Below are 20,882 nucleotides of genomic sequence, written 5' to 3'. Positions count from 1 at the left end.
CAAACATTATGCGATTTTATTGTGTCAGCAATGAGTAAGAATGATGTGCGAAAAAGGCTACAAACGTAAGTCTGAGAACAAGATCACGTGACTAATTGCTAAGCAACGACCCACTATGACACATACAAGAAAGGGATAATGAAAAGCAAAAATGAAAAAAGGAGGCCGAAGCCTCCTTTTTTATGAATGATTGAGATTAGCCGTGGTTACGAATCCACTCATCCATTTCAGTTTTCAGGTTGTCAGACTTAGTACCGAAGATAGCCTGAACACCACCTGCTACAACTACAACACCAGCAGCGCCTAGTTGTTTTAGCTTGTCTTGGTCAACTGCTGCTGTGTCAGCAACTGCAACACGTAGACGAGTGATACATGCGTCTAGACCTGTAATGTTAGCTTTGCCGCCGAATGCTGCGACAAGCTCACCTGCCATGTCAGAACCAGTAGCTGCTACTGCATCTTCAGATTCATCTTCACGACCAGGAGTTTTCAGATCAAGTGCTGTAATTACAGTGCGGAATACTGCGTAGTAGATTGCAGCGTAAACTAGACCTACAGCAATCATTAGACCCATCTTCTGAGCGTTACCAGATAGAACTAGGAAATCGATCAGACCGTGAGAGAATGAAGTACCGTGTACGAAGCCTAGAGTGTTAGCAACAACGTATGCAGAACCAGCTAGTAGAGCGTGGATACCGTATAGTAGTGGAGCAACGAATAGGAATGAGAATTCGATTGGCTCTGTAATACCAGTTAGGAATGAAGTCAGTGCAGCTGACGCCATGATACCCATTACTTTCGCGCGGTTTTCTGGTTTAGCACAGTGAGCAATAGCGATTGCTGCAGCTGGTAGACCGAACATCTTGAACATGTAACCACCCGCTAGCTGACCGAAGCCATTACCAGCAGCACGAGATGCTTCATCAGCAACTAGGTAACAAGTTAGTACGCCGTTTTGAGTTTCACCAGCAGCGTTCACACAAGTACCTGCTTCGAAGAAGAATGGTACGTTCCAAACGTGGTGTAGACCGAATGGGATTAGAGAACGCTCAACAACGCCGTAGATACCGAACGCTAGTTGTGGGTTTTGGTGCGCAGCCCAGTCAGAGAATGCAGAGATTGCACCGCCGATTGGCGGCCACACGATAGATAGTACAACACCTAGGATAATCGCAGCGAAACCAGTGATGATTGGCACAGCACGCTTACCAGCGAAGAAGCCAAGGTACTCTGGAAGTTGGATTTTGAAGAAACGGTTGAATGCCCAAGCAGCAACACCACCGACAAGGATACCACCTAGTACACCTGTATCGATTTTCTCAACACCCATGATGCCAGCCATAACACCTAGTGTAGCTGTCATGATGCCGTAACCAACGATTGCAGCAAGACCTGCTACACCGTCGTTGTTTGTGAAGCCAAGTGCTACACCAACAGCAAATAGAAGTGCCATTTGGCCGAATACTGAGCCACCAGCTTGTTCCATTAGGTTCGAAACGATCTCTGGAATGAAGCTTAGGTGGGCAGCACCAACACCTAGTAGGATACCTGCGACTGGTAACACTGATACTGGTAGCATCAGAGCTTTACCAACTTTTTGCAGGTTTGCAAAAAGGTTCTTAAACATGTTTATGCTCCTGATAAATTATAAGTATTATTTGGGCACTAACGGCACACCCCCGTAGCCTAAATGTTAGCACCCAATGAAAATGTAACCACACGTTGCATTATATTTTCCGGCTCTAAATATATATTGATGACCCTCAAACTTTCCACACAGTTACGAAATTTAGTTTCAAAACAAGTCTTAGATCACATGAAAAACGAGCTAATGAAAAGGTTTGCACCACACTTAAATTGTTGTTTTTTAACTGGTTTTATATCTATAAAATTAATTTTAGTGCGTAAATAAAATAAACCACGATGTTATTTTTAGTAACAAAATTACATTTGTAGGTTTAGGCCTTCAGTAAATCAACATTTTTAGTAAACATTAAATTAATTAGTAGTTTTGTTGCTTTAATCAACAAAAAAGGGGCTTGCGCCCCTTTTTTAAACTATTTAATGATTTCTAACGCAAAAAAAGATTTCGGAAGTTTTCGGTGGTTTTTTGCCCGACCTCAGATAAAGCACACCCTTTTAGCTGCGCAATATAGGCCGCAACTTCCACTACATAAGCTGGTTGGTTTTCTTTTCCGCGGTGAGGAACAGGAGCCAAATACGGCGAGTCCGTCTCAATGAGCAACTTCTCTAGTGGTAAAGCTTTCACAACTTCTTTTAGTTCTGTTGCTTGGCGGAAGGTCACAATACCTGAAATTGAGATGTAGAAACCTAAATCAAGCGCCGCTTCTGCAAATGCTAGATCTTCAGTAAAACAGTGGATCACGCCACCACATTTTTCGGCACCACCATTACGAAGAATTTCTAATGTATCTTCTCGTGCATTACGAGTGTGGATGATAAGTGGCTTGTTCAATTCGACAGCTAAGTCAACTTGCTGCTCAAAACGTTCTTTTTGCAGTGCTGCTGTCTCTGGCTTGTAGTGATAATCCAAGCCCGTTTCACCAATCGCCACCACCTTTTCGTGCGATGCATGTTGGTGTAGCGTTTCTAATGAAAACGCACTTTCCACGTCGAGTGGATGAACACCACAAGAAGCATAAACATTCTCATAAGGTGTGATCAACTCCAGCATCTTAGGAAACGAGTCCAGCGTTACGCCAACCGATAGAAGCTCTGTGACATTCGCTTGCTTTGCTTTATTAATAACGTCTTCAACGTTGATGTGAAGATCATCGTAATTCAATTTGTCTAAATGACAGTGCGAATCTACGAACATAATGCCTCTCGTGATTCAATTAACCAATTCATAGAAAGTAGCTCAAGGTTTAAGCCTGGGAAGGTTTGCATTTGAGCCTTTAATTCGAGCAATTTTTGTGCTGCTAAGTATAAGCCGTTGTAGTTGCTCGGAGGAAACTTATCAGCCCCCGGAAGTTGGTCCACTTCGACCACACCAAATTGCGCTTTTTGTGCATCCGCTAACAAGTGCCAAGCCCAATCCAATGTTTTGTCCGGGTTCTTAGCCATTAAAGACGCACATTGAAACACATCAGAAACGGGAGAAGACAAAGTATCTATAAAGCAGCGCTCAAACACTTGGTACTCATCAAGCTCACCGTTTTTTACCGCTTCTAGTGTGTTTATGGGGGACCCCATGTTTAGCTTGAGTGCGTACGGCGGCACTTTCGAGGCGCCCTGCTCGCTCATCCAACTCATTGCTTGTTCTGTTGAAGGCGGCGTAACTACCCACTGCTGGCAACGGCTCTGAATGGTTGGAAGCAATCGCTCTTGATTATGCGTCACCAGCAAGAACAAACACTTCTGTCCCGGTTCTTCGAGTGTTTTCAACAACGCATTTGATGCAGACTCGTTCATCGCATCCGCAGGCTCAATAATAAACACACGGTAGCCATTTAGCTGGGAAGACTCATGAGCAAGACGGTTACACCCTCGAATCTGGTCAACCGTAATTGACTTCCCTTCCTTCTCTGGTTTGACCCAGTGTAAGTCAGGGTGGCTGTTTGACTGAATCAACTGGCAGCTATGGCAGAACCCACACGCTTCACTGGTGTAGTTTTGACATAAAAGTGAATGACTAAAGAGCTCAACCAACTTTTCAACGGCTAAGCCTTTCTCACTTTGTAATAACAGTGCACCTGGAACTCGTTCTGAATCCAAACTTGTTTTGAGGTTATCCCAAACGGGTTGTAACCATGGAAAGTCATTTAGCATGAATCACCTCAATCCACATCCTGCTTACAATGATGCTAGCCATTCGTTCAAAGCGGCTTTGATGTCTTGTGCTACTTCTTCAATCGACTGCTCTGCATTGATAACTGCGATAGAGTCATCTGCATTCGCGAGTTCCAAGTAACGCTCACGAGTACGCTCAAAGAAGCTGATATCCATCTTTTCGATGCGGTCGAGTTCACCACGACCGCGTGCACGCTCAAGGCCAACGCGCGGATCAATGTCCATGTACAAAGTGAAAGCAGGCTTAAACTCTCCTAGAGTCGTATCGCGCAGGTTCTTCATCAGCAACGCATCGATTTGACGACCACCACCTTGGTAAGCTTGAGAAGACAAATCATGACGGTCACCCACCACCCATTGGTCGTTTGCTAGTGCTGGTTTAATCACGTTCTCAACTAACTGAACACGCGCGGCGTAAAGCAAAAGCAGCTCGGTCATATCTTTTAGGTCTTCGCCTTCGTGCTCTTCTTTAACCAACGCGCGCATTTTCTCAGCCAGTGGTGTACCACCCGGCTCACGAGTATTGACGATGTTTTCAATACCCGCCGCTTTCAGCGTGTCTAAAACGGTTTTAATCGCAGTACTTTTACCCGCGCCTTCTAGGCCCTCAACGACAATAAAGTTTGCTTTCATCATTTATTCTTTCTTAGTTCTCTTAAATAGGCACGTACAGCACGGTTGTGCTCAGCAAGGGATTTCGAAAATACATGTCCGCCCTTTCCGCTTGCTACAAAATATAAATATTTGCTGTTTTCTGGGTTTAAAGCAGCTTCAATCGACGCTTCGCCTGCCATAGCGATTGGTGTTGGTGGCAAACCGTTGATTGTGTATGTGTTGTATGGCGTTGGAGTACGTAAATCTTTTTTACGAATATTACCATCGTACGCATCACCCATTCCGTAAATAACGGTCGGGTCAGTTTGCAGGCGCATGCGTTTATTGAGACGGTTGACAAATACAGACGCCACTCGTTCACGCTCCGAGTCGATTGCCGTTTCTTTTTCAATAATTGAAGCAAGGATCAGAGCTTCGTATTTGTCTTTAATCGGCAGTTTCTCTTGGCGCCCTTCCCAATGAGCATCAAGAATATTGTTCAACTTAGTATGAGCACGCTCTAAGATCTGACTTTCACTCGTGCCTGCTGTGTAATGGTAGGTCTCGGCAAGGAATAAGCCCTCAAGCTTTTCGCGCTCAATACCTAGCTTTTCAGCCATCTCTTTTTCAGATAATCCGGTTAAGTCATGTTTTACATAAGGTGCTGTACTTAGTTGTTCAACCCATTCAGAAAAGCGACTACCTTCCACAAATGTTATTGCAAACTGATGTTCTTTGCCCGTATTGAGCTGTTCTAACGTTTGATAAAGCGAAAGCTTTGGCTCTAGTTGGTAAGTGCCTGCTCGCACTTGAAGAAGCTCTGGGTAAAGGTGAGGCATTAAGCGGGTGTAATCAGAAGCTTCAATAATATTATCTTTCACTAAATCACGCATGACTCGGTGAAAGCTGGTGCCATTTTCAACGCTGAACAGCTGTGGCTGTTCTATAAGGATTGGCGAGTTAACGTATTGCTTAGTCTGTGAAACAACGTAAAAAGCACCTGCTGCACCAATAACGGCAATCAGTACAACAAAAGCAAACAGTTTTTTAATCACGTATTTAGATTCCCTTGAAGTCGTCGAGTCAGTTTTCCAATTGGAAGTTCAATCTTGTTCTCTGGTGTTGAAATACCGCAAACCGGCGCTACACCCAATAGTGAGTTACACATCCACACCTCTTCTGCATCAAGCAAATCTGTCAGTGTGAATTGGGCTACCTTCACCGGGTAACCTTCAGCTTGGAGAAACTCCAATACCTTACGGCGCATTACGCCGGCCACACCGGACAAACTCAAATCCGGTGTGTATACCCTTTTATCATTAACCCAAAAAAGGTTTGCCATTGTAGTTTCAATGACATGATTTTGCACATTTAACGTCACAGCATCGGCAAATTCAGAACCATCAATTTCCGCCTTTGCGAGAACCTGCTCTATTCGGTTGTTGTGCTTGTGACCTGCAAGTAATGGTTGGATGCCAAGGCGGGTTTCACAAATACCTAACTGCACACCATTTTCTTGCCACTGAGCATAATGAAAAGGAAATGCAAAGTTCGAAATAGTCACAACCGGACCATCTATACCGCTTGGGCTGTACCCTCGACCACCACAACCACGACTAATATGAATCTTGATTCCTGCCGCCTCGTCATTTAAGACCGCGAGCATCGCCCAATCAAAAACCGTATTCCAATCTGGGAAAGGTATTTGCAATGTTTTTAGACACGCCTCCATACGTTCAATATGCGCTTGCCAGTGCTCCAGTTGACCGTACTTAGTCTTAATAGTAGTGAAACAGCCATCACCATACTGAAATGAGCGATCACCGAGCGAAACATGCGTTTGTGGAAGTCCATTTACCCAGAACATTCAGATACCCTTTGATTTCTGATCGACAAATAAAACAAAACGGCTCAATGCTAAGCATCGAGCCGTTAGAATACAAGTATCGCTACTCTAAAACAGTGTTAGAGATTCTTACTCAGCGAATTTTTTGAATACAAGTGAACCGTTTGTGCCACCAAAGCCAAACGAGTTACAGATTGCGTACTCCATATCAACTTTGCGCGCAGTATGCGGTACAAGGTCAATATCTAGGCCTTCTTCAGGATCATCTAGGTTAATCGTTGGTGGAACGATTTGGTCAACCAGAGAAAGAACCGTAATGATAGCTTCAACAGAACCTGCAGCACCTAGTAGGTGGCCAGTCATCGATTTAGTCGAAGATACTAATACTTGTTTTGAGCCTTCTTCACCAAGAGCACGTTTTACACCCTTGATTTCAGCTACGTCACCAGCAGGTGTTGATGTTCCGTGAGCGTTAACGTAACCAACTTGCGTACCGATGATGTTTGCATCACGCATCGCGGCTTCCATTGCTAGTGCGCCACCTGAACCATCTTCACTTGGAGAAGTCATGTGGTAAGCGTCACCAGACATACCAAAGCCAACAAGCTCTGCGTAAATCTTAGCGCCACGAGCTTTTGCGTGTTCGTACTCTTCAAGAACCATCATACCCGCGCCGTCACCAAGAACGAAGCCGTCACGGCCTTTATCCCATGGACGAGACGCTTTTTGAGGCTCATCATTACGAGTCGATAATGCTTTAGCCGCGCCGAAACCAGCCATGCCTAGCGGTGTTGATGCTTTCTCGGCACCACCTGCTACCATCGCTTCTGCATCACCGTATGCAATCATACGAGCTGCGTGGCCGATGTTGTGAAGGCCTGTAGTACATGCAGTAGAGATCGCGATATTTGGACCACGAAGACCACGCATGATAGATAGGTTACCTGCAACCATGTTTACGATGGTCGAAGGAACAAAAAATGGGCTAACTTTACGCGGGCCTTTCTCAACAAGTGCTGAGTGACCTTTTTCGATTAGGTCTAGACCGCCAATACCAGAGCCGATTGCGACACCAACTCGAGCTGCGTTTTCTTCGGTAATTTCTAAGCCAGAGTCATCCAACGCTTGGATACCTGCTGCGATGCCGTACTGGATAAATAGATCCATTTTACGAGCATCTTTTTTAGACATGTACTCTGTGCAATCAAAATCTTTAACAAGACCTGCAAAACGAGTTGAGAAGTTCGTTGCATCGAAATGATCGATGTTAACGATTCCGCTTTGACCTTCTAGCAGGGCTTTCCAAGATGATTCTACTGTGTTGCCTACCGGTGACAACATACCCATGCCTGTGACAACTACACGACGCTTGGACACGATATAATTCTCCGGGAATTGAATGTTTCTATGAGAGGATAGAAGAAGTTAGAAAGAACACAGGCGGTCTAGGAGACCGCCTGGGAGAGATAATTACTGAGCGCTGTTTACGTAGTCGATTGCAGCTTGAACAGTAGTGATTTTCTCAGCTTCTTCGTCAGGAATCTCAGTGTCGAATTCCTCTTCTAGAGCCATAACTAGCTCTACTGTGTCTAGAGAATCAGCACCTAGATCGTCAACGAAAGAAGCTTCATTCTTAACTTCTGCTTCGTCTACACCTAGCTGTTCAACAATGATTTTCTTTACGCGTTCTTCGATGTTGCTCATTTTTCTTTTCCTTTACAGATTTCGCCTAATGCGATGATTCCGTAGTTTATTCGAACTATGGAAAGTTGCAAGGGGGTCCTTGCTGGTCAAACCACAAAATTAGCGAATTTAACCGAATTTCAATACATTTTTGACTTAAATCATGCACAAATCTTGTGCACGACCATCACAACTTAATGACAGTTAACAGCAACTATAGGCTATTTTTCATAAAGTAAAATAGCTTATTTTGCACGAACTGTGCATTAAACCATGTACATGCCGCCATTTACATGCAAAGTTTCACCAGTAATGTAAGCTGCCTCAGGTGAAGCTAGGAATACTACTGCTGATGCAATTTCACGTGGGTCACCTAGACGACCTGCAGGCACGTTCGATAACGTTGCTGCACGTTGGTCATCATTTAGCGCCTTAGTCATGTCAGTTTCGATGAAACCAGGAGCGACTGTATTAACCGTTACACCACGAGAAGCGACTTCACGAGCCATTGATTTAGTGAAACCAATTACGCCTGCTTTCGCTGCTGCGTAGTTCGTTTGACCAGCGTTACCCATAGTACCAACAACAGAACCTACGTTGATGATGCGACCTGCGCGTTTTTTCATCATACCGCGAAGAACCGCTTTAGACATGCGGTAAATTGGCGTTAGGTTCGTATTGATGATGTCGTTCCACTCGTCATCCTTCATACGCATTAGTAGGTTATCGCGAGTGATACCAGCGTTGTTAACTAGAATATCGATTACACCGAACTCATCATTAATGGTTTTTAGTGTCGCTTCGATAGACTCAACGTCAGTCACGTTAAGTGCTAGGCCTTTACCGTTTTCACCCAGGTATTCGCTGATCGCTGCTGCGCCACCTTCAGAAGTCGCAGTACCAATTACTGTTGCACCGCGTTCAACAAGAAGCTCAGCAATCGCACGACCAATGCCACGGCTTGCGCCTGTCACTAGAGCGATCTTACCTTCTAGATTCATCATGTTGTGTTTTCCTTTTCTTATCGTGAACGAATTACTTAGCAGCTTCTAGCGACGCTACGTCGTTAACAGCTGCTGCGCTTAGTGTTTTCACGATACGTTTAGTCAGACCTGTCAGTACTTTGCCAGGACCAAGCTCAAGAAGATTTTCTACGCCTTGCTCGCTCATTAGCTGCACGCTCTCAGTCCAACGAACTGGGCTGTGTAGCTGACGAACAAGTGCGTCTTTGATTTTTGCAGGATCCGTTTCTGCTGCCACATCAACGTTGTTGATAACTGGAAGTTGTGGTGCGTTGAATTCAATAGACTCTAGCGCAACCGCTAGTTTCTCTGCTGCTGGTTTCATTAGTGCACAGTGTGAAGGCACTGAAACAGGAAGAGGAAGTGCACGTTTTGCACCCGCTTCTTTACATAGTACGCCCGCGCGCTCTACTGCGTCTTTGCTACCTGCGATAACAACTTGACCAGGCGAGTTGAAGTTTACTGGTGAAACTACGTCACCTTGCGCAGCTTCTTCACAAGCTTTTGCAATCGCTTCGTCATCTAGACCGATGATCGCGTACATTGCACCAGTACCTGCTGGTACGGCTTCTTGCATAAGTTGACCACGTAGCTCAACCAGTTTGATTGCTTCTTTAAAGTCAATCACGCCAGCACATACTAGTGCTGAGTACTCACCTAGGCTGTGACCCGCTAGGTTTGCTGGTTGCTCAAGACCAAGCTCTTGCCATACGCGCCAGATAGCAACAGATGAAGCTAGCAATGCAGGCTGTGTACGGAAAGTTTGGTTTAGATCTTCTGCAGGTCCATTTTGAACAAGCGCCCATAGGTCGTAACCTAGTGCGTCAGATGCTTCTGCAAATGTTTGTTTTACTACGTCATATTGTTCGCCTAGATCAGCAAGCATACCTACAGCTTGTGAACCCTGGCCTGGAAATACGATAGCAAACTTGCTCATGTTGTTTTCCTTTAAGCAAAGTAAAAAGAAATAAGATGCACGGTAGCGCATCTTAAATTTTGAATTCTTATGAAACTTAGAATTTCACCAGAGCCGAGCCCCAAGTGAATCCGCCACCAAACGCTTCAAGAAGTAAAGTTTGACCGCGTTTAATTCGACCATCACGTACTGCTTCATCCAGTGCTGTTGGCACAGTTGCCGCTGATGTGTTGCCGTGCTTATCAAGTGTAATCACGACTTGGTCTAGTGACATCGAAAGCTTCTTCGCTGTCGCTGAAATAATGCGGTAGTTCGCTTGGTGCGGCACTAGCCAGTCTAGTTCAGACTTGTGCATGTCGTTCGCTTCAAGTGTGTCTTTCACTAGCTTAGATAGCTGAGTTACTGCCACTTTGAATACTTCGTTACCCGCCATGTGCAGCCATTTGTCCGCATCTTTGCCACGTTCTGGCACCGGCAGACTCAACAGATCACCAAATTGACCGTCTGAGTATACGTGTGTAGAGATGATACCCGGCTCTTCGCTCGCGCCAACCACTACCGCTCCTGCCGCATCACCAAATAAGATGATGGTTGAACGATCCGTTGGATCACACGTTTTCGATAATGCGTCTGCACCAATCACGAGTACGTTTTTACACATACCTGATTTGATGTGTTGATCAGCAACAGATAAGGCGTATACAAAGCCTGAACAAGCAGCGGCCAAGTCAAATGCTGGACAACCTTTAATGCCAAGCTTTCCCTGCACCTGACACGCAGATGAAGGGAAAGTATGGCTACTGCTAGTAGTAGCAACGATAATTAGGTCGATATCATTTTTATCAATGCCGGCCATATCGATAGCGTTTTCAGCTGCGTAGAATGCCATGTCTGCAACCGTTTCATTTTCTGCTGCAATTCGACGCTCTTTAATACCCGTGCGAGCTACGATCCACTCATCACTTGTATCTACCATTTTCTCTAGGTCTGCGTTAGTACGCACCTGAGATGGCAGGTAGCTGCCAGTACCTAATATTTTGCTATGCATGAAGACTAATAATGCCTCTCGAGTAAAACCGCTTCCAAACGATCGCTAATACGGCTTGGTACTTGTCGTTTGACCTCGTGTACTGCCTCGCCAAGTGCATTGACAATCGCAGATACATCCGCACTTCCATGGCTTTTTATGACAATGCCGCGCAATCCTAGCAAACTTGCGCCGTTATACTGGTCGGGGTTCAGTGTTTTTAGTTCATTAAATAGCCGAGAAAACAACTTTCTAGCAATCCATCCCTTTATCGTTGATGCCATCATGCTGGTTTTAAGTTTTTCGATAAAGAGTTGTGCTGTTCCCTCGCTGGCTTTTAAGCATACGTTACCAACAAAGCCATCACAAACAATGACATCGGCTACGTCATGCAAAATTTGATTACCTTCAATATAACCCACAAAATTAATTGCGTCGGTTTGAGAAAGCATTTCTGCACAGCGCTTGACCAAATCGTTTCCTTTGATTTCTTCAGCGCCAATATTTAGTACAGCCACACGAGGTGGATGACCGAGGTGCTCCTCAGCTAATGCACTGCCCATCACTGCAAACTGGAACAAACTGTCGGCATCGCACGACACATTCGCACCAAGATCTAACATCCAGGTACGCTTGCCGCTGATAGTTGGTAATGCGGAAACTAAAGCAGGACGCTCAATACCAGGAAGCAGTTTAAGAATGAAACGTGAGAGCGCCATAAGCGCACCGGTGTTGCCACCACTCACACATGCGTCTGCTTCGCTTTCAGAAACAAGATCGATGGCCATACGCATAGAGCTGTTTTGGCTATTGCGTAATGCTAAAGATGGCTTTTCTGAGTTTGATATCACTTTCTCGCTATGAAGAATGCTCAAACGAGAACTGGTAGAGGCACCTAGTTGAGATAATTGAGACGTGATCAGAGATTGATCACCTATAAGAATCACTTTTAGCTCTGGGAAATGAGACAGTGCCTGCACGGCGGCAGGCACTGTTACGCGTGGACCGAAATCCCCGCCCATTGCATCAAGTGCAACGGTAATACTTTGCAAAGGTTCAACCTTACTTGTTGATAACCTTTTGACCACGGTAGTAACCTTCAGCAGTTACGTTGTGGCGTAGGTGAGTTTCACCAGAAGTCGCGTCTACAGATAGTGCAGCTGTAGTTAGCGCATCGTGTGAACGACGCATACCGCGCTTAGAACGAGTTTTACGGTTTTTCTGTACGGCCATTGACCCTACTCCTATACTATTGGGTTAAAAACCTAAAGAAGAAGCGGCTACCACACCAGTTACTTTTTCAGATTTTTCAAAACGTCGAATGGATTCGGTTTTTCTTCCTCAATTTCTTCAGGAATCTCACCAAAAACCATGTTATTTGAATCAACGCTACAATCCGCTTCATCGTGCATTGCGATTTGAGGTAATGTTAAGATGAACTCGTCTTCAACTAGTTGTATAAGGTCTAATTCACCGTACTCATTTAGATCTACCAAATCATAAATTTCTGGTGCTTCCTCTTCCGTCTTCTCACCGTAGTAAGGAGTGTAAAGGAATTCAACTTCACACAAATGTGTGAATACCTCATTACAACGCTGACACTCTAAATCGACTTCGATGTTAGCTTTACCAGAGATAACAACAAGTCGCTGTTCATCAATATCAAATGACAATGAGACTTCTGCGTCGCGTTTTACGCCTTCAGTTGTTTCCGCTAAGCGCTTGAAAAGACTAGCTTGGATGATGCCATCGTAATCTAATCGTTTCTGTGCGGACTTCGCCGGATCAACTGTTCGCGGTATTTTTACCTTTTGCATAGGGCGCGAATATTATCTTCCAAATCAAAATTAGTCAAAGAAAAAGGAAAAAAAGTTGTACTTTTTTACGCTTATCATACAGAGCATTAGCCAGAATCGATTTTGATCGATTATCCTAGTGAAAATGCTTGTGCGAATTGTAATTCAAAATGAAAAATTACCAACTGGTTTTAGCCTCAACCTCTCCTTTTCGTAAACAACTGCTGGAAAAACTAGCAGTACCTTTTACTTGCTTATCACCAGACTGTGACGAGACGCCTTTACCTAATGAACCCCCTTTAGAGCTCGTTCAAAGGCTCGCGATTGGAAAAGCGACATCTTGCCACACAACTCAGGACAGTTTGGTCGTTGGCAGTGACCAAGTTTGTGTTATCGACGGTGAAATTGTGGGTAAGCCGCTAAGCCGAGAAAACGCAATCAGACAGCTATTAGCTCAAAGCGGTAAAACCATCACTTTTTATACCGGGCTTGCGGTACATAACACCGCTACAAATCATACTGAAGTCGGCTTCGATACCTTTGAAGTACATTTCAGAGATTTGGCTCGCGAGCAAATCGAGCGTTACGTTGACAGAGAAGAACCGTTTTACTGCGCTGGCAGTTTTAAAAGCGAGGGTATGGGGATTTGTCTGTTTAAGAAGTTAGTCGGCAAAGACCCGAATACGCTAGTCGGCCTGCCACTGATTGATTTGATCGATATGCTGCAAAAGCAAGGGTTAGAGGTTTTGTAGGGAATACAGAAGACTCCAAAGGGTTGATATGGACGGTGTAAGCAGTCATCAAGCTAATGACTTTGCATCTCAACTAGAGATTCCCGACAACGCTCCTTCGTCGCTTTCGGGAATGACGTCGTTTAAGCTCATCCATCAAAAAGTAAGTCATAACCCACTTAAATTCAGAATTCACTGCACGTCATCCTCAAAAGTGAGAAACGAGCGAGTTGGGGATCTCTTTCAACGGTATTGCTGAGCACAAAGTTCTCATAACTCAACAGGCAAAGCTGCCGCCACTCTCTAAAAAGCTTTCTACGATCAAAAAAGCCGATGTATTAACATCGGCTTTTACATAGCTTTTTGCGGCCCCGAAGGGTGTAGATACTCTTGCCTCTACTTTTTACGCAAACCCGCTAAGACTTTCTCTAATTTCGCTTCCATCGGCGCGTTGATCTCCATCCACTCATCATTCGATGGGTGCTGGAACTTGATGTTCGCCGCATGAAGGAACAAACGATCCAAGCCAACTTGCCCAGTATAAGCATCAAAGCGGCGGTCACCGTAACGATCATCCCATGCAATTGGGTGCCCTGTATATTGGGTATGCACACGAATCTGGTGAGTACGACCAGTAATCGGGCTTGCTTGGATTAGCGTTGCTTGGTCGAACTTTTCCAAAATCTTGAAGCGTGTTTCTGACGGTTTACCATTTGGGTTCACTCGAACAATACTGTTCACTTCGTTTTTTAGCAGTGGTGCATTAACAACCTTACAGCTTGCTTTCCACTCCCCCATGACAAGTGCAAAGTAGAACTTCTTCACTGTCTTTTCACGGAACTGTGCTTGTAAGTGGCGTAGTGCCGAACGCTTTTTCGCAACAAGCAATATACCGGAAGTGTCACGGTCGATACGGTGAACTAACTCAAGGAAGCGAGCTTGTGGGCGCAAAGCACGAAGTGCTTCAATCGCGCCAAACTTCAAACCACTACCACCATGAACTGCGGTTCCAGAAGGCTTATTAAGAATCAGCATATGATCATCTTCAAAAATGATCTTATCTTCTAACTCTGCCACTTTGTTTAGCTTGGTACTTGGTGCAACGTCGTCTTCTTTCTTTTCTACCGTAACTGGAGGAATACGAACAAGATCGCCTGCTTTGAGTTTGTACTCGGCTTTAATGCGCTTTTTATTTACGCGTACTTCGCCCTTGCGCACAATTCGATAAATCATGCTCTTTGGGATGTCTTTTAATTGGTTACGCAAGAAATTATCAATGCGTTGACCCGCCATATCTTCGTCGATATCGACGAACTGGACTTGTGTTCTTATTTCGCTCATGCGCGGTATTGTAAACCCAAATCTGTACGACTTCACATTATTCTTGCCACAAAAGAAATACTTGTTGCCATAAATAGTTCTAAAACACGCCAACCTTTTGTTTCAATTATCAAAACTCTTGGCCAACTTCTCAATCTGCTTTGCCTCTTTTTCAATTTTCTAGACTCAACTGCTTATGAAACAGCCAGTTATAAATTACAAAACTTGAATTTAGCGCCAAATTTTCCAACGTTTGCGTGAAAGCAGATTGCTGATATCCACCTGCACTGCTATAGTTCACAGCTGCTAAGGAAGGTTTGGTTACATTTTGTTCATTACCAATCATTTATCCCCAAGCAATGTGAGTAGATTGTTGAAGCTCAGGTGCTGCATTGGCGTAAGACATGCTGAATTCAACACACTTGTTACTCTACTCCTCGCATATTCACGTTGAGTATCTACCGCACCATATAGCGGGTCACAAGCCTGCGTTTCCAACGAAACCTAAACTAGACTTGTGATGACTGAAGTGCCCAAGAGCATCCCCTTCCAGCCGGGAGGCTGCAAAATATAGCCATGGGATCAGGCACCGTGAAAGAGCGAAAAAACAGTGACAAGTTGACTAGAAAGACAAAAGAAAAGACAACGAGAAATTTTCAATGAAAAGAATGTTAATTAACGCAACTCAAAAAGAAGAGTTGCGTGTCGCTCTGGTTGATGGCCAGCGACTTTTCGATCTTGATATCGAGAGTCCAGGTCATGAGTCCAAAAAAGCGAATATCTACAAAGGACGTATCACACGTATTGAACCAAGCTTAGAAGCCGCATTTGTTGATTACGGTGCTGAGCGTCATGGTTTCCTTCCTCTTAAAGAAATTGCCCGCGAATATTTCCCTGAAGGTTACACTTACCAAGGCCGACCAAGCATTAAAGAAGTGCTGACCGAAGGCCAAGAAGTAATCGTACAAGTGGAAAAAGAAGAGCGTGGTAGTAAAGGTGCAGCCCTGACTACTTTCATCTCTTTAGCTGGTAGTTATCTAGTTCTGATGCCTAACAACCCTCGAGCTGGCGGTATTTCTCGCCGAATCGAAGGTGATGAGCGTACGCAACTAAAAGCTGCATTGAGTACTCTTGAACTGCCGCAAGGTATGGGTTTAATTGTTCGCACAGCTGGCGTTGGTAAGAGTGCTGAAGAACTAGAGTGGGATTTAAACGTACTCCTAAATCATTGGGGAGCGATCAAAGGTGCTGCAGATTCTAACCCTGCTCCATTCTTAATCCACCAAGAAAGTAACGTTATTGTTCGTGCAATCCGTGACTACCTACGTCGTGATATCGGTGAAATCCTGATCGATAGCAACACTATCTACGAACGTGCGAAAGAGCATATTCAGTTAGTGCGTCCAGATTTCATCAACCGTGTGAAGAAATATGATGGTGAAGTTCCACTGTTCAGCCACTACCAAATCGAAAGCCAAATTGAATCAGCTTTCCAACGTGAAGTGCGCTTACCGTCTGGTGGTTCTATCGTTATCGACCCAACAGAAGCACTGACTTCTATCGATATTAACTCTGCTCGTGCAACAAAGGGTGGTGATATCGAAGAAACAGCACTTAACACTAACCTTGAAGCTGCTGATGAAATTGCTCGTCAGTTGCGACTGCGTGACCTTGGTGGTCTGGTAGTTATCGACTTTATCGATATGACACCTGTACGCCACCAGCGTGAAGTAGAAAACCGTCTACGTGAAGCCGTTCGTCTAGATCGCGCTCGCGTTCAAATTGGTCGCATTTCTCGCTTCGGTCTATTGGAGATGTCTCGTCAACGTTTGAGCCCATCTCTAGCAGAAGCAAGCCACCACATCTGTCCTCGCTGTACAGGTACTGGTGTTGTTCGTGACAACGAGTCTCTAGCGCTTTCTGTACTTCGTCTAATCGAAGAAGAGGCGTTAAAAGACAATACAGCTCAAGTGCTGGCAGTTGTCCCTGTTCCAATCGCATCATACCTTCTAAACGAAAAGCGTCGCTCTGTGAACCACATTGAGCGTACACAAGAAGTGAAGATCACGGTTGTTCCTAACTCAGATATGGAAACACCGCACTTTGAAGTGATTCGTGTTCGTGAAGGCGAAGAGTTCGACCTGCTTTCTTACCTACTTCCAAAGAAACTGGAAGCAATGAAAGAAGCAGAAGGCAAAGAAGTACCAGAGACTGAATTAAAGCCTAAGAAGATCGAAGAACCTGTACTAAAAGGCTTTGCTTCTTCAACTCAATCAGCTCCAACGCCAGCAGCGAAACCTGCTGCTGCGGCTGCCGCGCCTAAGAAGAAAGACGTAGAGCAAGAAGAAAAACCTGGTTTGTTTAGTCGTTTGTTCAAAGCATTAAGCAGCTTCCTATTTGGTTCTAACGAAGAAAAAGAAGAACCTAAGCAAGAAGAAACTAAGCCTGCACGCGACAACAAACGTAACAACAGACGTGATCGTAACGACCGTCGCCGTAACCCACGTGACAACAGAGATAACCGCGATAACAAACGTCGTCGCAAGCCACGTGATGAGCAAGCAACAGAGCAAAACGAAACACAACAGCCTAATAAACAGCAAAACCGTAACCAAAAACGCAAACCAAAAGCTCAGCAAGCTGATAAAGCTCAAGAGCAGAAAGCAAACGCTAAGGTAGCGGAAAAAGGTCTACAGCTTGCGGCTGAAGCTCGTACTGGCTCTGAAGCGAAACCTGAAGAGAGCAAAGCGAAGTCAAATGCGAAAGCAGAAAAAGTTAAAGAGCGCCGTCAACGTCGCAAACTTAACAAATCTGTACGCGTTAAAGATCAGCAAGCTTCAGAACAGGTAGCTGAGGCTCCAGTAAAAGCGATTGAAACTCCTGTAGAGAAGCCAGTAGAGGCAGTGGCTGAGACTCAACAGGATAAGGATAACAAAGCAGAATCAAAACAACGTCGTAACCGTCGTTCACCGCGTCACCTACGTGCAAGCGGTCAACGTCGTCGTCGTGGTCGCGATCGTCGCCCTAACCCATTCCGCCTACGTAAAGGTGGTGTAGCATCTCCTGAGATGGCAATGGGCAAAGTGATGCCACGCTACATTCCAAAACCAGCGCCTAAGAAGGAAGAGCGAGTGAAGGAAGAAGCAGCGGTAGTAGCGACAGCAGTACCTGCAATCCAAGGTGGTTTTGCTTGCCCTGAAATGGCGATGGGTAAAGTGATCATTCGCCGTGAACAACCTGCAGTCGTTGAAACGCCAGTGGTTGAACCAAAAGTTCAACAACCTGTAGAAACGAAAGTAGAAGCTCCAGTTGTAGAAGCACCGGTTGTAGAAGCACCTATTGCAGCAGCACCAGTGGCTGAACCAGCAGTGGTAGAGCAAGCTGAAACCACCACAGAAGCAGCTCAAGAGCCAGTAGTTGAAGTGGTAGAAGACACTGTAGAGCAAGTTGCAGTAGAAGCACCAATCGCTGCACCAGCTCCTAAAGCTGAAGTTATCAAAGTAGCAGCTAAGCCACGCGCTAGTGCTCCGATGACTAAAGCACCAGGTCCTCAAGAGCTTCGCGAGATTACTGTTTCAGCAGCACCGTTTAAAGCTGAGCGCTACGCACCAAAAGGTGCAGGTAGCCAAGTAGCGACTAACCGTGCATCTTCAGGAATGACAAAGCCTAACTTTAACTAAGTTTTAGCTTGTCATCGCATTAAGCGAAATAAGAAGCAAAAGGCTGCCAATTGGCAGCCTTTTTTGTTGAAGTAAGTGTTAACTCTAATTAGCCATATTAATATCAATGACGGATCACATTTGTGCGTCAATATCCCCTTCATTCTTGAACTTAATCACACTTTTCGGTAGCATTCGCCGACTCAAGTTTTCGACACCATTCTGATGCTGCTCTTTTTTACTACGGTTTGCGCTGATACGAAGTAACAACTTCGACCACCAGTGCTTGTGCAAATACGAATATGTGTCGAGAGAAATTCATCGCCAAGAGAACTCAATACAAAACATGTTCGAATTCCCTCAATTTTCTAAGCACTCCGTAAAAAACGACGTGCTATCAGGCCTAACTGTTGCATTAGCACTGGTCCCTGAAGCCGTTGCATTTGCATTCGTTGCCGGTGTTGACCCTATGGTTGGCCTGTACGCAGCCTTTATTGTTGGCCTTATCACCTCTATCTTTGGTGGTCGCCCAGGTATGATTTCTGGTGCAACAGGCGCAATGGCCGTTGTTATGGTATCGCTGGTCGCGACTCACGGCGTTCAATACCTATTTGCTGCTATTATGCTGGCGGGTATTCTTCAGATCGCAGCTGGTCTATTCAAGCTAGGTAAATTCATCCGAATCGTACCTCACCCGGTAATGATTGGTTTCGTAAACGGTCTTGCTATTGTTATCTTCTTAGCACAATTAGGCCAGTTTAAAGCACCAGACATCAACGGCATGCTAACTTGGCTACCACAAGACCAAATGCTGCTAATGCTGGGGCTCGTTGCGCTAACAATGGCGATCATTCACTTCCTACCAAAGCTCACAACTGCGGTACCGTCTTCTCTAGTAGCAATCGTGACGGTGACGGCTCTTGTGGTTGGCTTGGATCTAGAAACGCGTACAGTTGTTGACTTCCTACGTACTATGTCTGGTGACGAAGCAGCGACTTTGGCGGGTTCTCTTCCGACCTTCTCTATTCCAGCAGTACCTTTCACTCTTGAAACACTGCAAATCATCTTACCTTACGCAATCATTCTTGCGGCTATCGGCCTGATTGAGTCTCTACTGACGCTAACGGTGCTAGATGAAATGACCAACACACGTGGTCAATCTAACCGTGAATGTATTGGTCAAGGTATGGCGAACATGACTTGTTCAGTGTTTGGTGCAATGGGTGGTTGTGCGATGATCGGCCAGTCAATGATCAACGTGAACTCAGGTGGTCGTGGCCGTCTATCAGGTATCGTTGCTGCAATCGCTCTACTGATGTTCATCCTATTTGCTTCTTCGCTGATTGAGATGATCCCTCTAGCCGCGCTCGTTGGTGTAATGTTCATGGTGGTTATCGGCACATTTGAATGGGCGACATTCAAACTGGCACGTCGTGTACCTAAACAAGATTTCTTCGTTATTGTTCTAGTAACAGTTGTGACGGTTCTAACTGACCTAGCGGTTGCGGTTGCAGTGGGCGTTGTAGCATCTGCTCTCATGTTTGCATGGCAACATGCGAAACATATCTATGCCGATACTCGACTAAATGATGAAGGCTCAAAAGAGTACAAGATTCACGGCCCTATCTTCTTCGGCTCAGCGGCAAACTTCCTAGAACTGTTTAACGCGCACGGCGATCCAAAAGATATTATCGTTGACTTCGCAGACTCTCGCGTAACAGATCACTCCGCAATCGAAGCGATTGAAACTTTGGCAGAGCGCTACGCTGCACTAGGTAAAACACTTCACCTACGCCACTTGAGCCCAGACTGCCGCAAGCTTCTAGATAAAGCTGGTAGCTTGGTAGAAATCAACGTAAAAGAAGACCCAAGCTATAAAGTTGCAACTGACATTCTGGCTGGCTAAGCCAACATAAATTGCAGTTTTTAGCTGTATGAATAATGCAAAAAGGGATGAGTAATACTCATCCCTTTTGGTATCTGGCACGTTGTAAATGCTTAGAGCTTCTTCAAAATCGCTTCTGACGCCTCTTCAATCAAATCAAGTACCAATTCAAAGCCTGCATCACCACCATAATATGGGTCTGGGATTTCATTGTAATCAGAACTTGAGTGACTCAAAAACAGTGATACTTTATGGCGATGCTCTCTAGGACAAAGATCGAGAAGATCAGCCAAGTTCGCTTTATCCGCGGCTAGCACCATATCAAACTCCTTAAAGTCCTCTAATGTTACCTTTCGAGAACGCATCCCTTTAAACGAATAACCTCGTTGCTTACCAGCTTGCATCGAACGCGCATCAGGCTGGTTGCCAGCGTGGTAGCCAATTGTCCCAGCAGAGTCCACTTCTACAACTACACCTAGCTCTTGCGCTTTTGCTCTTAGCACTGCCTCCCCGGTTGGCGAGCGGCAGATATTTCCCATACAAACAACGAGTAGTTTCTTCATTTTATTCCCTGAATTATCGATGGTTTT

General features: G+C 45.1%; 20 protein-coding genes. 3 read left to right on the top strand and 17 right to left on the bottom strand.

Annotation, left to right across the window (positions count from 1 at the left end; genetic code table 11):
* Positions 1 to 196 precede the first annotated feature (196 nt).
* The 14 genes from ptsG to yceD form a co-directional block, all read right to left on the bottom strand.
* Complete coding sequence (ptsG, locus tag KIV41_RS07175; protein ID WP_182026211.1) at positions 197 to 1,627, bottom strand: PTS glucose transporter subunit IIBC; 1,431 nt, start codon at positions 1,625 to 1,627, stop codon at positions 197 to 199.
* A gap of 444 nt (positions 1,628 to 2,071) precedes the next feature.
* Positions 2,072 to 2,839, bottom strand: coding sequence for a TatD family hydrolase (locus tag KIV41_RS07170; protein ID WP_010449267.1), 768 nt, complete (start codon positions 2,837 to 2,839; stop codon positions 2,072 to 2,074).
* On the bottom strand, positions 2,830 to 3,792 hold the full coding sequence (locus KIV41_RS07165) for a DNA polymerase III subunit delta' (RefSeq protein WP_282066132.1): 963 nt from the start codon (positions 3,790 to 3,792) through the stop codon (positions 2,830 to 2,832). The genes KIV41_RS07170 and KIV41_RS07165 overlap by 10 nt, the downstream gene beginning before the upstream one ends.
* Positions 3,793 to 3,816: 24 nt before the next feature.
* Complete coding sequence (tmk, locus tag KIV41_RS07160) at positions 3,817 to 4,449, bottom strand: dTMP kinase (protein ID WP_143692721.1); 633 nt, start codon at positions 4,447 to 4,449, stop codon at positions 3,817 to 3,819.
* Positions 4,446 to 5,462, bottom strand: coding sequence for an endolytic transglycosylase MltG (gene mltG / locus KIV41_RS07155; RefSeq protein WP_252040902.1), 1,017 nt, complete (start codon positions 5,460 to 5,462; stop codon positions 4,446 to 4,448). The genes tmk and mltG overlap by 4 nt, the downstream gene beginning before the upstream one ends.
* Positions 5,459 to 6,274 carry an aminodeoxychorismate lyase gene (pabC, locus tag KIV41_RS07150; protein ID WP_010449275.1) on the bottom strand — a complete coding sequence of 272 codons (816 nt, stop codon included), beginning with the start codon at positions 6,272 to 6,274 and terminating at the stop codon, positions 5,459 to 5,461. The genes mltG and pabC overlap by 4 nt, the downstream gene beginning before the upstream one ends.
* Before the next feature lie 108 nt (positions 6,275 to 6,382).
* The gene (gene fabF, locus KIV41_RS07145; RefSeq protein ID WP_010449277.1) at positions 6,383 to 7,630 is read right to left on the bottom strand and encodes a beta-ketoacyl-ACP synthase II; all 1,248 of its coding nucleotides are present in this window, start codon (positions 7,628 to 7,630) and stop codon (positions 6,383 to 6,385) included.
* A 93-nt stretch (positions 7,631 to 7,723) separates the two neighbouring features.
* Positions 7,724 to 7,957: an acyl carrier protein gene (acpP, locus tag KIV41_RS07140; protein WP_004406112.1), complete on the bottom strand. Its 234-nt coding sequence runs from the start codon at positions 7,955 to 7,957 to the stop codon at positions 7,724 to 7,726.
* Positions 7,958 to 8,202: 245 nt separating this feature from the next.
* Entirely contained in the window at positions 8,203 to 8,937 is a 735-nt protein-coding gene (gene fabG / locus KIV41_RS07135; RefSeq protein ID WP_010449297.1) for a 3-oxoacyl-ACP reductase FabG, read from the bottom strand.
* A gap of 34 nt (positions 8,938 to 8,971) precedes the next feature.
* Entirely contained in the window at positions 8,972 to 9,895 is a 924-nt protein-coding gene (gene fabD / locus KIV41_RS07130; RefSeq protein WP_010449299.1) for an ACP S-malonyltransferase, read from the bottom strand.
* 76 nt (positions 9,896 to 9,971) lie between these two features.
* Entirely contained in the window at positions 9,972 to 10,922 is a 951-nt protein-coding gene (locus KIV41_RS07125; RefSeq protein WP_038887080.1) for a beta-ketoacyl-ACP synthase III, read from the bottom strand.
* 5 nt (positions 10,923 to 10,927) lie between these two features.
* Complete coding sequence (gene plsX, locus KIV41_RS07120) at positions 10,928 to 11,953, bottom strand: phosphate acyltransferase PlsX (protein ID WP_010449303.1); 1,026 nt, start codon at positions 11,951 to 11,953, stop codon at positions 10,928 to 10,930.
* 10 nt (positions 11,954 to 11,963) lie between these two features.
* Positions 11,964 to 12,134, bottom strand: a complete 171-nt coding sequence (gene rpmF, locus KIV41_RS07115) for a 50S ribosomal protein L32 (protein WP_005396978.1) — start codon at positions 12,132 to 12,134, stop codon at positions 11,964 to 11,966.
* 59 nt (positions 12,135 to 12,193) lie between these two features.
* A complete protein-coding gene (gene yceD, locus KIV41_RS07110) occupies positions 12,194 to 12,718 on the bottom strand; it encodes a 23S rRNA accumulation protein YceD (RefSeq protein WP_010449311.1) in 525 nt (174 codons plus the stop codon).
* A 149-nt stretch (positions 12,719 to 12,867) separates the two neighbouring features.
* Between yceD and KIV41_RS07105 the strand changes: the two genes are divergently transcribed.
* The gene (locus tag KIV41_RS07105; protein WP_285335963.1) at positions 12,868 to 13,449 is read left to right on the top strand and encodes a nucleoside triphosphate pyrophosphatase; all 582 of its coding nucleotides are present in this window, start codon (positions 12,868 to 12,870) and stop codon (positions 13,447 to 13,449) included.
* 375 nt (positions 13,450 to 13,824) lie between these two features.
* Here the strand turns inward: KIV41_RS07105 and rluC are convergent, their stop codons facing one another.
* Together rluC and KIV41_RS07095 are read right to left on the bottom strand one after the other, a co-directional pair.
* Positions 13,825 to 14,769: a 23S rRNA pseudouridine(955/2504/2580) synthase RluC gene (gene rluC, locus KIV41_RS07100; RefSeq protein ID WP_071234667.1), complete on the bottom strand. Its 945-nt coding sequence runs from the start codon at positions 14,767 to 14,769 to the stop codon at positions 13,825 to 13,827.
* A gap of 151 nt (positions 14,770 to 14,920) precedes the next feature.
* Positions 14,921 to 15,094 carry a hypothetical protein gene (locus KIV41_RS07095; RefSeq protein WP_010449316.1) on the bottom strand — a complete coding sequence of 58 codons (174 nt, stop codon included), beginning with the start codon at positions 15,092 to 15,094 and terminating at the stop codon, positions 14,921 to 14,923.
* Between the two features lie 313 nt (positions 15,095 to 15,407).
* Here KIV41_RS07095 and rne point away from each other — a divergent pair, with 313 nt between their 5' ends.
* Both rne and KIV41_RS07085 read left to right on the top strand, forming a co-directional pair.
* Positions 15,408 to 18,428 (top strand): ribonuclease E, encoded by a 3,021-nt coding sequence (gene rne, locus KIV41_RS07090; protein ID WP_285335962.1) that lies wholly within the window; start codon positions 15,408 to 15,410, stop codon positions 18,426 to 18,428.
* Positions 18,429 to 18,753: 325 nt separating this feature from the next.
* The gene (locus tag KIV41_RS07085; protein ID WP_010449321.1) at positions 18,754 to 20,313 is read left to right on the top strand and encodes a SulP family inorganic anion transporter; all 1,560 of its coding nucleotides are present in this window, start codon (positions 18,754 to 18,756) and stop codon (positions 20,311 to 20,313) included.
* 92 nt (positions 20,314 to 20,405) lie between these two features.
* On the opposite strand, the gene KIV41_RS07080 is transcribed toward KIV41_RS07085, so the two are convergent.
* Positions 20,406 to 20,855 carry a low molecular weight protein-tyrosine-phosphatase gene (locus KIV41_RS07080; RefSeq protein WP_285335961.1) on the bottom strand — a complete coding sequence of 150 codons (450 nt, stop codon included), beginning with the start codon at positions 20,853 to 20,855 and terminating at the stop codon, positions 20,406 to 20,408.
* Positions 20,856 to 20,882: the final 27 nt, after the last annotated feature.

It is taken from the genome of Vibrio sp. D401a, from assembly GCF_030248515.1.
GTDB classification, from domain to species: domain Bacteria; phylum Pseudomonadota; class Gammaproteobacteria; order Enterobacterales; family Vibrionaceae; genus Vibrio; species Vibrio rotiferianus.
The sequence above is the reverse complement of the archived record's forward strand: the minus strand, read 5'-3'. Positions and strand labels throughout refer to the sequence as shown.

Excerpts from the sequence above, each read along its gene's own strand:
- ptsG (WP_182026211.1), bottom strand. The coding sequence starts at position 1,627 with ATGTTTAAGAACCTTTTTGCAAACCTGCAAAAAGTTGGTAAAGCTCTG.
- KIV41_RS07170 (WP_010449267.1), bottom strand. The coding sequence starts at position 2,839 with ATGTTCGTAGATTCGCACTGTCATTTAGACAAATTGAATTACGATGAT.
- KIV41_RS07165 (WP_282066132.1), bottom strand. The coding sequence starts at position 3,792 with ATGCTAAATGACTTTCCATGGTTACAACCCGTTTGGGATAACCTCAAA.
- tmk (WP_143692721.1), bottom strand. The coding sequence starts at position 4,449 with ATGATGAAAGCAAACTTTATTGTCGTTGAGGGCCTAGAAGGCGCGGGT.
- pabC (WP_010449275.1), bottom strand. The coding sequence starts at position 6,274 with ATGTTCTGGGTAAATGGACTTCCACAAACGCATGTTTCGCTCGGTGAT.
- acpP (WP_004406112.1), bottom strand. The coding sequence starts at position 7,957 with ATGAGCAACATCGAAGAACGCGTAAAGAAAATCATTGTTGAACAGCTA.
- fabG (WP_010449297.1), bottom strand. The coding sequence starts at position 8,937 with ATGAATCTAGAAGGTAAGATCGCTCTAGTGACAGGCGCAAGCCGTGGC.
- fabD (WP_010449299.1), bottom strand. The coding sequence starts at position 9,895 with ATGAGCAAGTTTGCTATCGTATTTCCAGGCCAGGGTTCACAAGCTGTA.
- KIV41_RS07125 (WP_038887080.1), bottom strand. The coding sequence starts at position 10,922 with ATGCATAGCAAAATATTAGGTACTGGCAGCTACCTGCCATCTCAGGTG.
- rpmF (WP_005396978.1), bottom strand. The coding sequence starts at position 12,134 with ATGGCCGTACAGAAAAACCGTAAAACTCGTTCTAAGCGCGGTATGCGT.
- yceD (WP_010449311.1), bottom strand. The coding sequence starts at position 12,718 with ATGCAAAAGGTAAAAATACCGCGAACAGTTGATCCGGCGAAGTCCGCA.
- KIV41_RS07105 (WP_285335963.1), top strand. The coding sequence starts at position 12,868 with ATGAAAAATTACCAACTGGTTTTAGCCTCAACCTCTCCTTTTCGTAAA.
- rluC (WP_071234667.1), bottom strand. The coding sequence starts at position 14,769 with ATGAGCGAAATAAGAACACAAGTCCAGTTCGTCGATATCGACGAAGAT.
- KIV41_RS07095 (WP_010449316.1), bottom strand. The coding sequence starts at position 15,094 with ATGATTGGTAATGAACAAAATGTAACCAAACCTTCCTTAGCAGCTGTG.
- rne (WP_285335962.1), top strand. The coding sequence starts at position 15,408 with ATGAAAAGAATGTTAATTAACGCAACTCAAAAAGAAGAGTTGCGTGTC.
- KIV41_RS07085 (WP_010449321.1), top strand. The coding sequence starts at position 18,754 with ATGTTCGAATTCCCTCAATTTTCTAAGCACTCCGTAAAAAACGACGTG.
- KIV41_RS07080 (WP_285335961.1), bottom strand. The coding sequence starts at position 20,855 with ATGAAGAAACTACTCGTTGTTTGTATGGGAAATATCTGCCGCTCGCCA.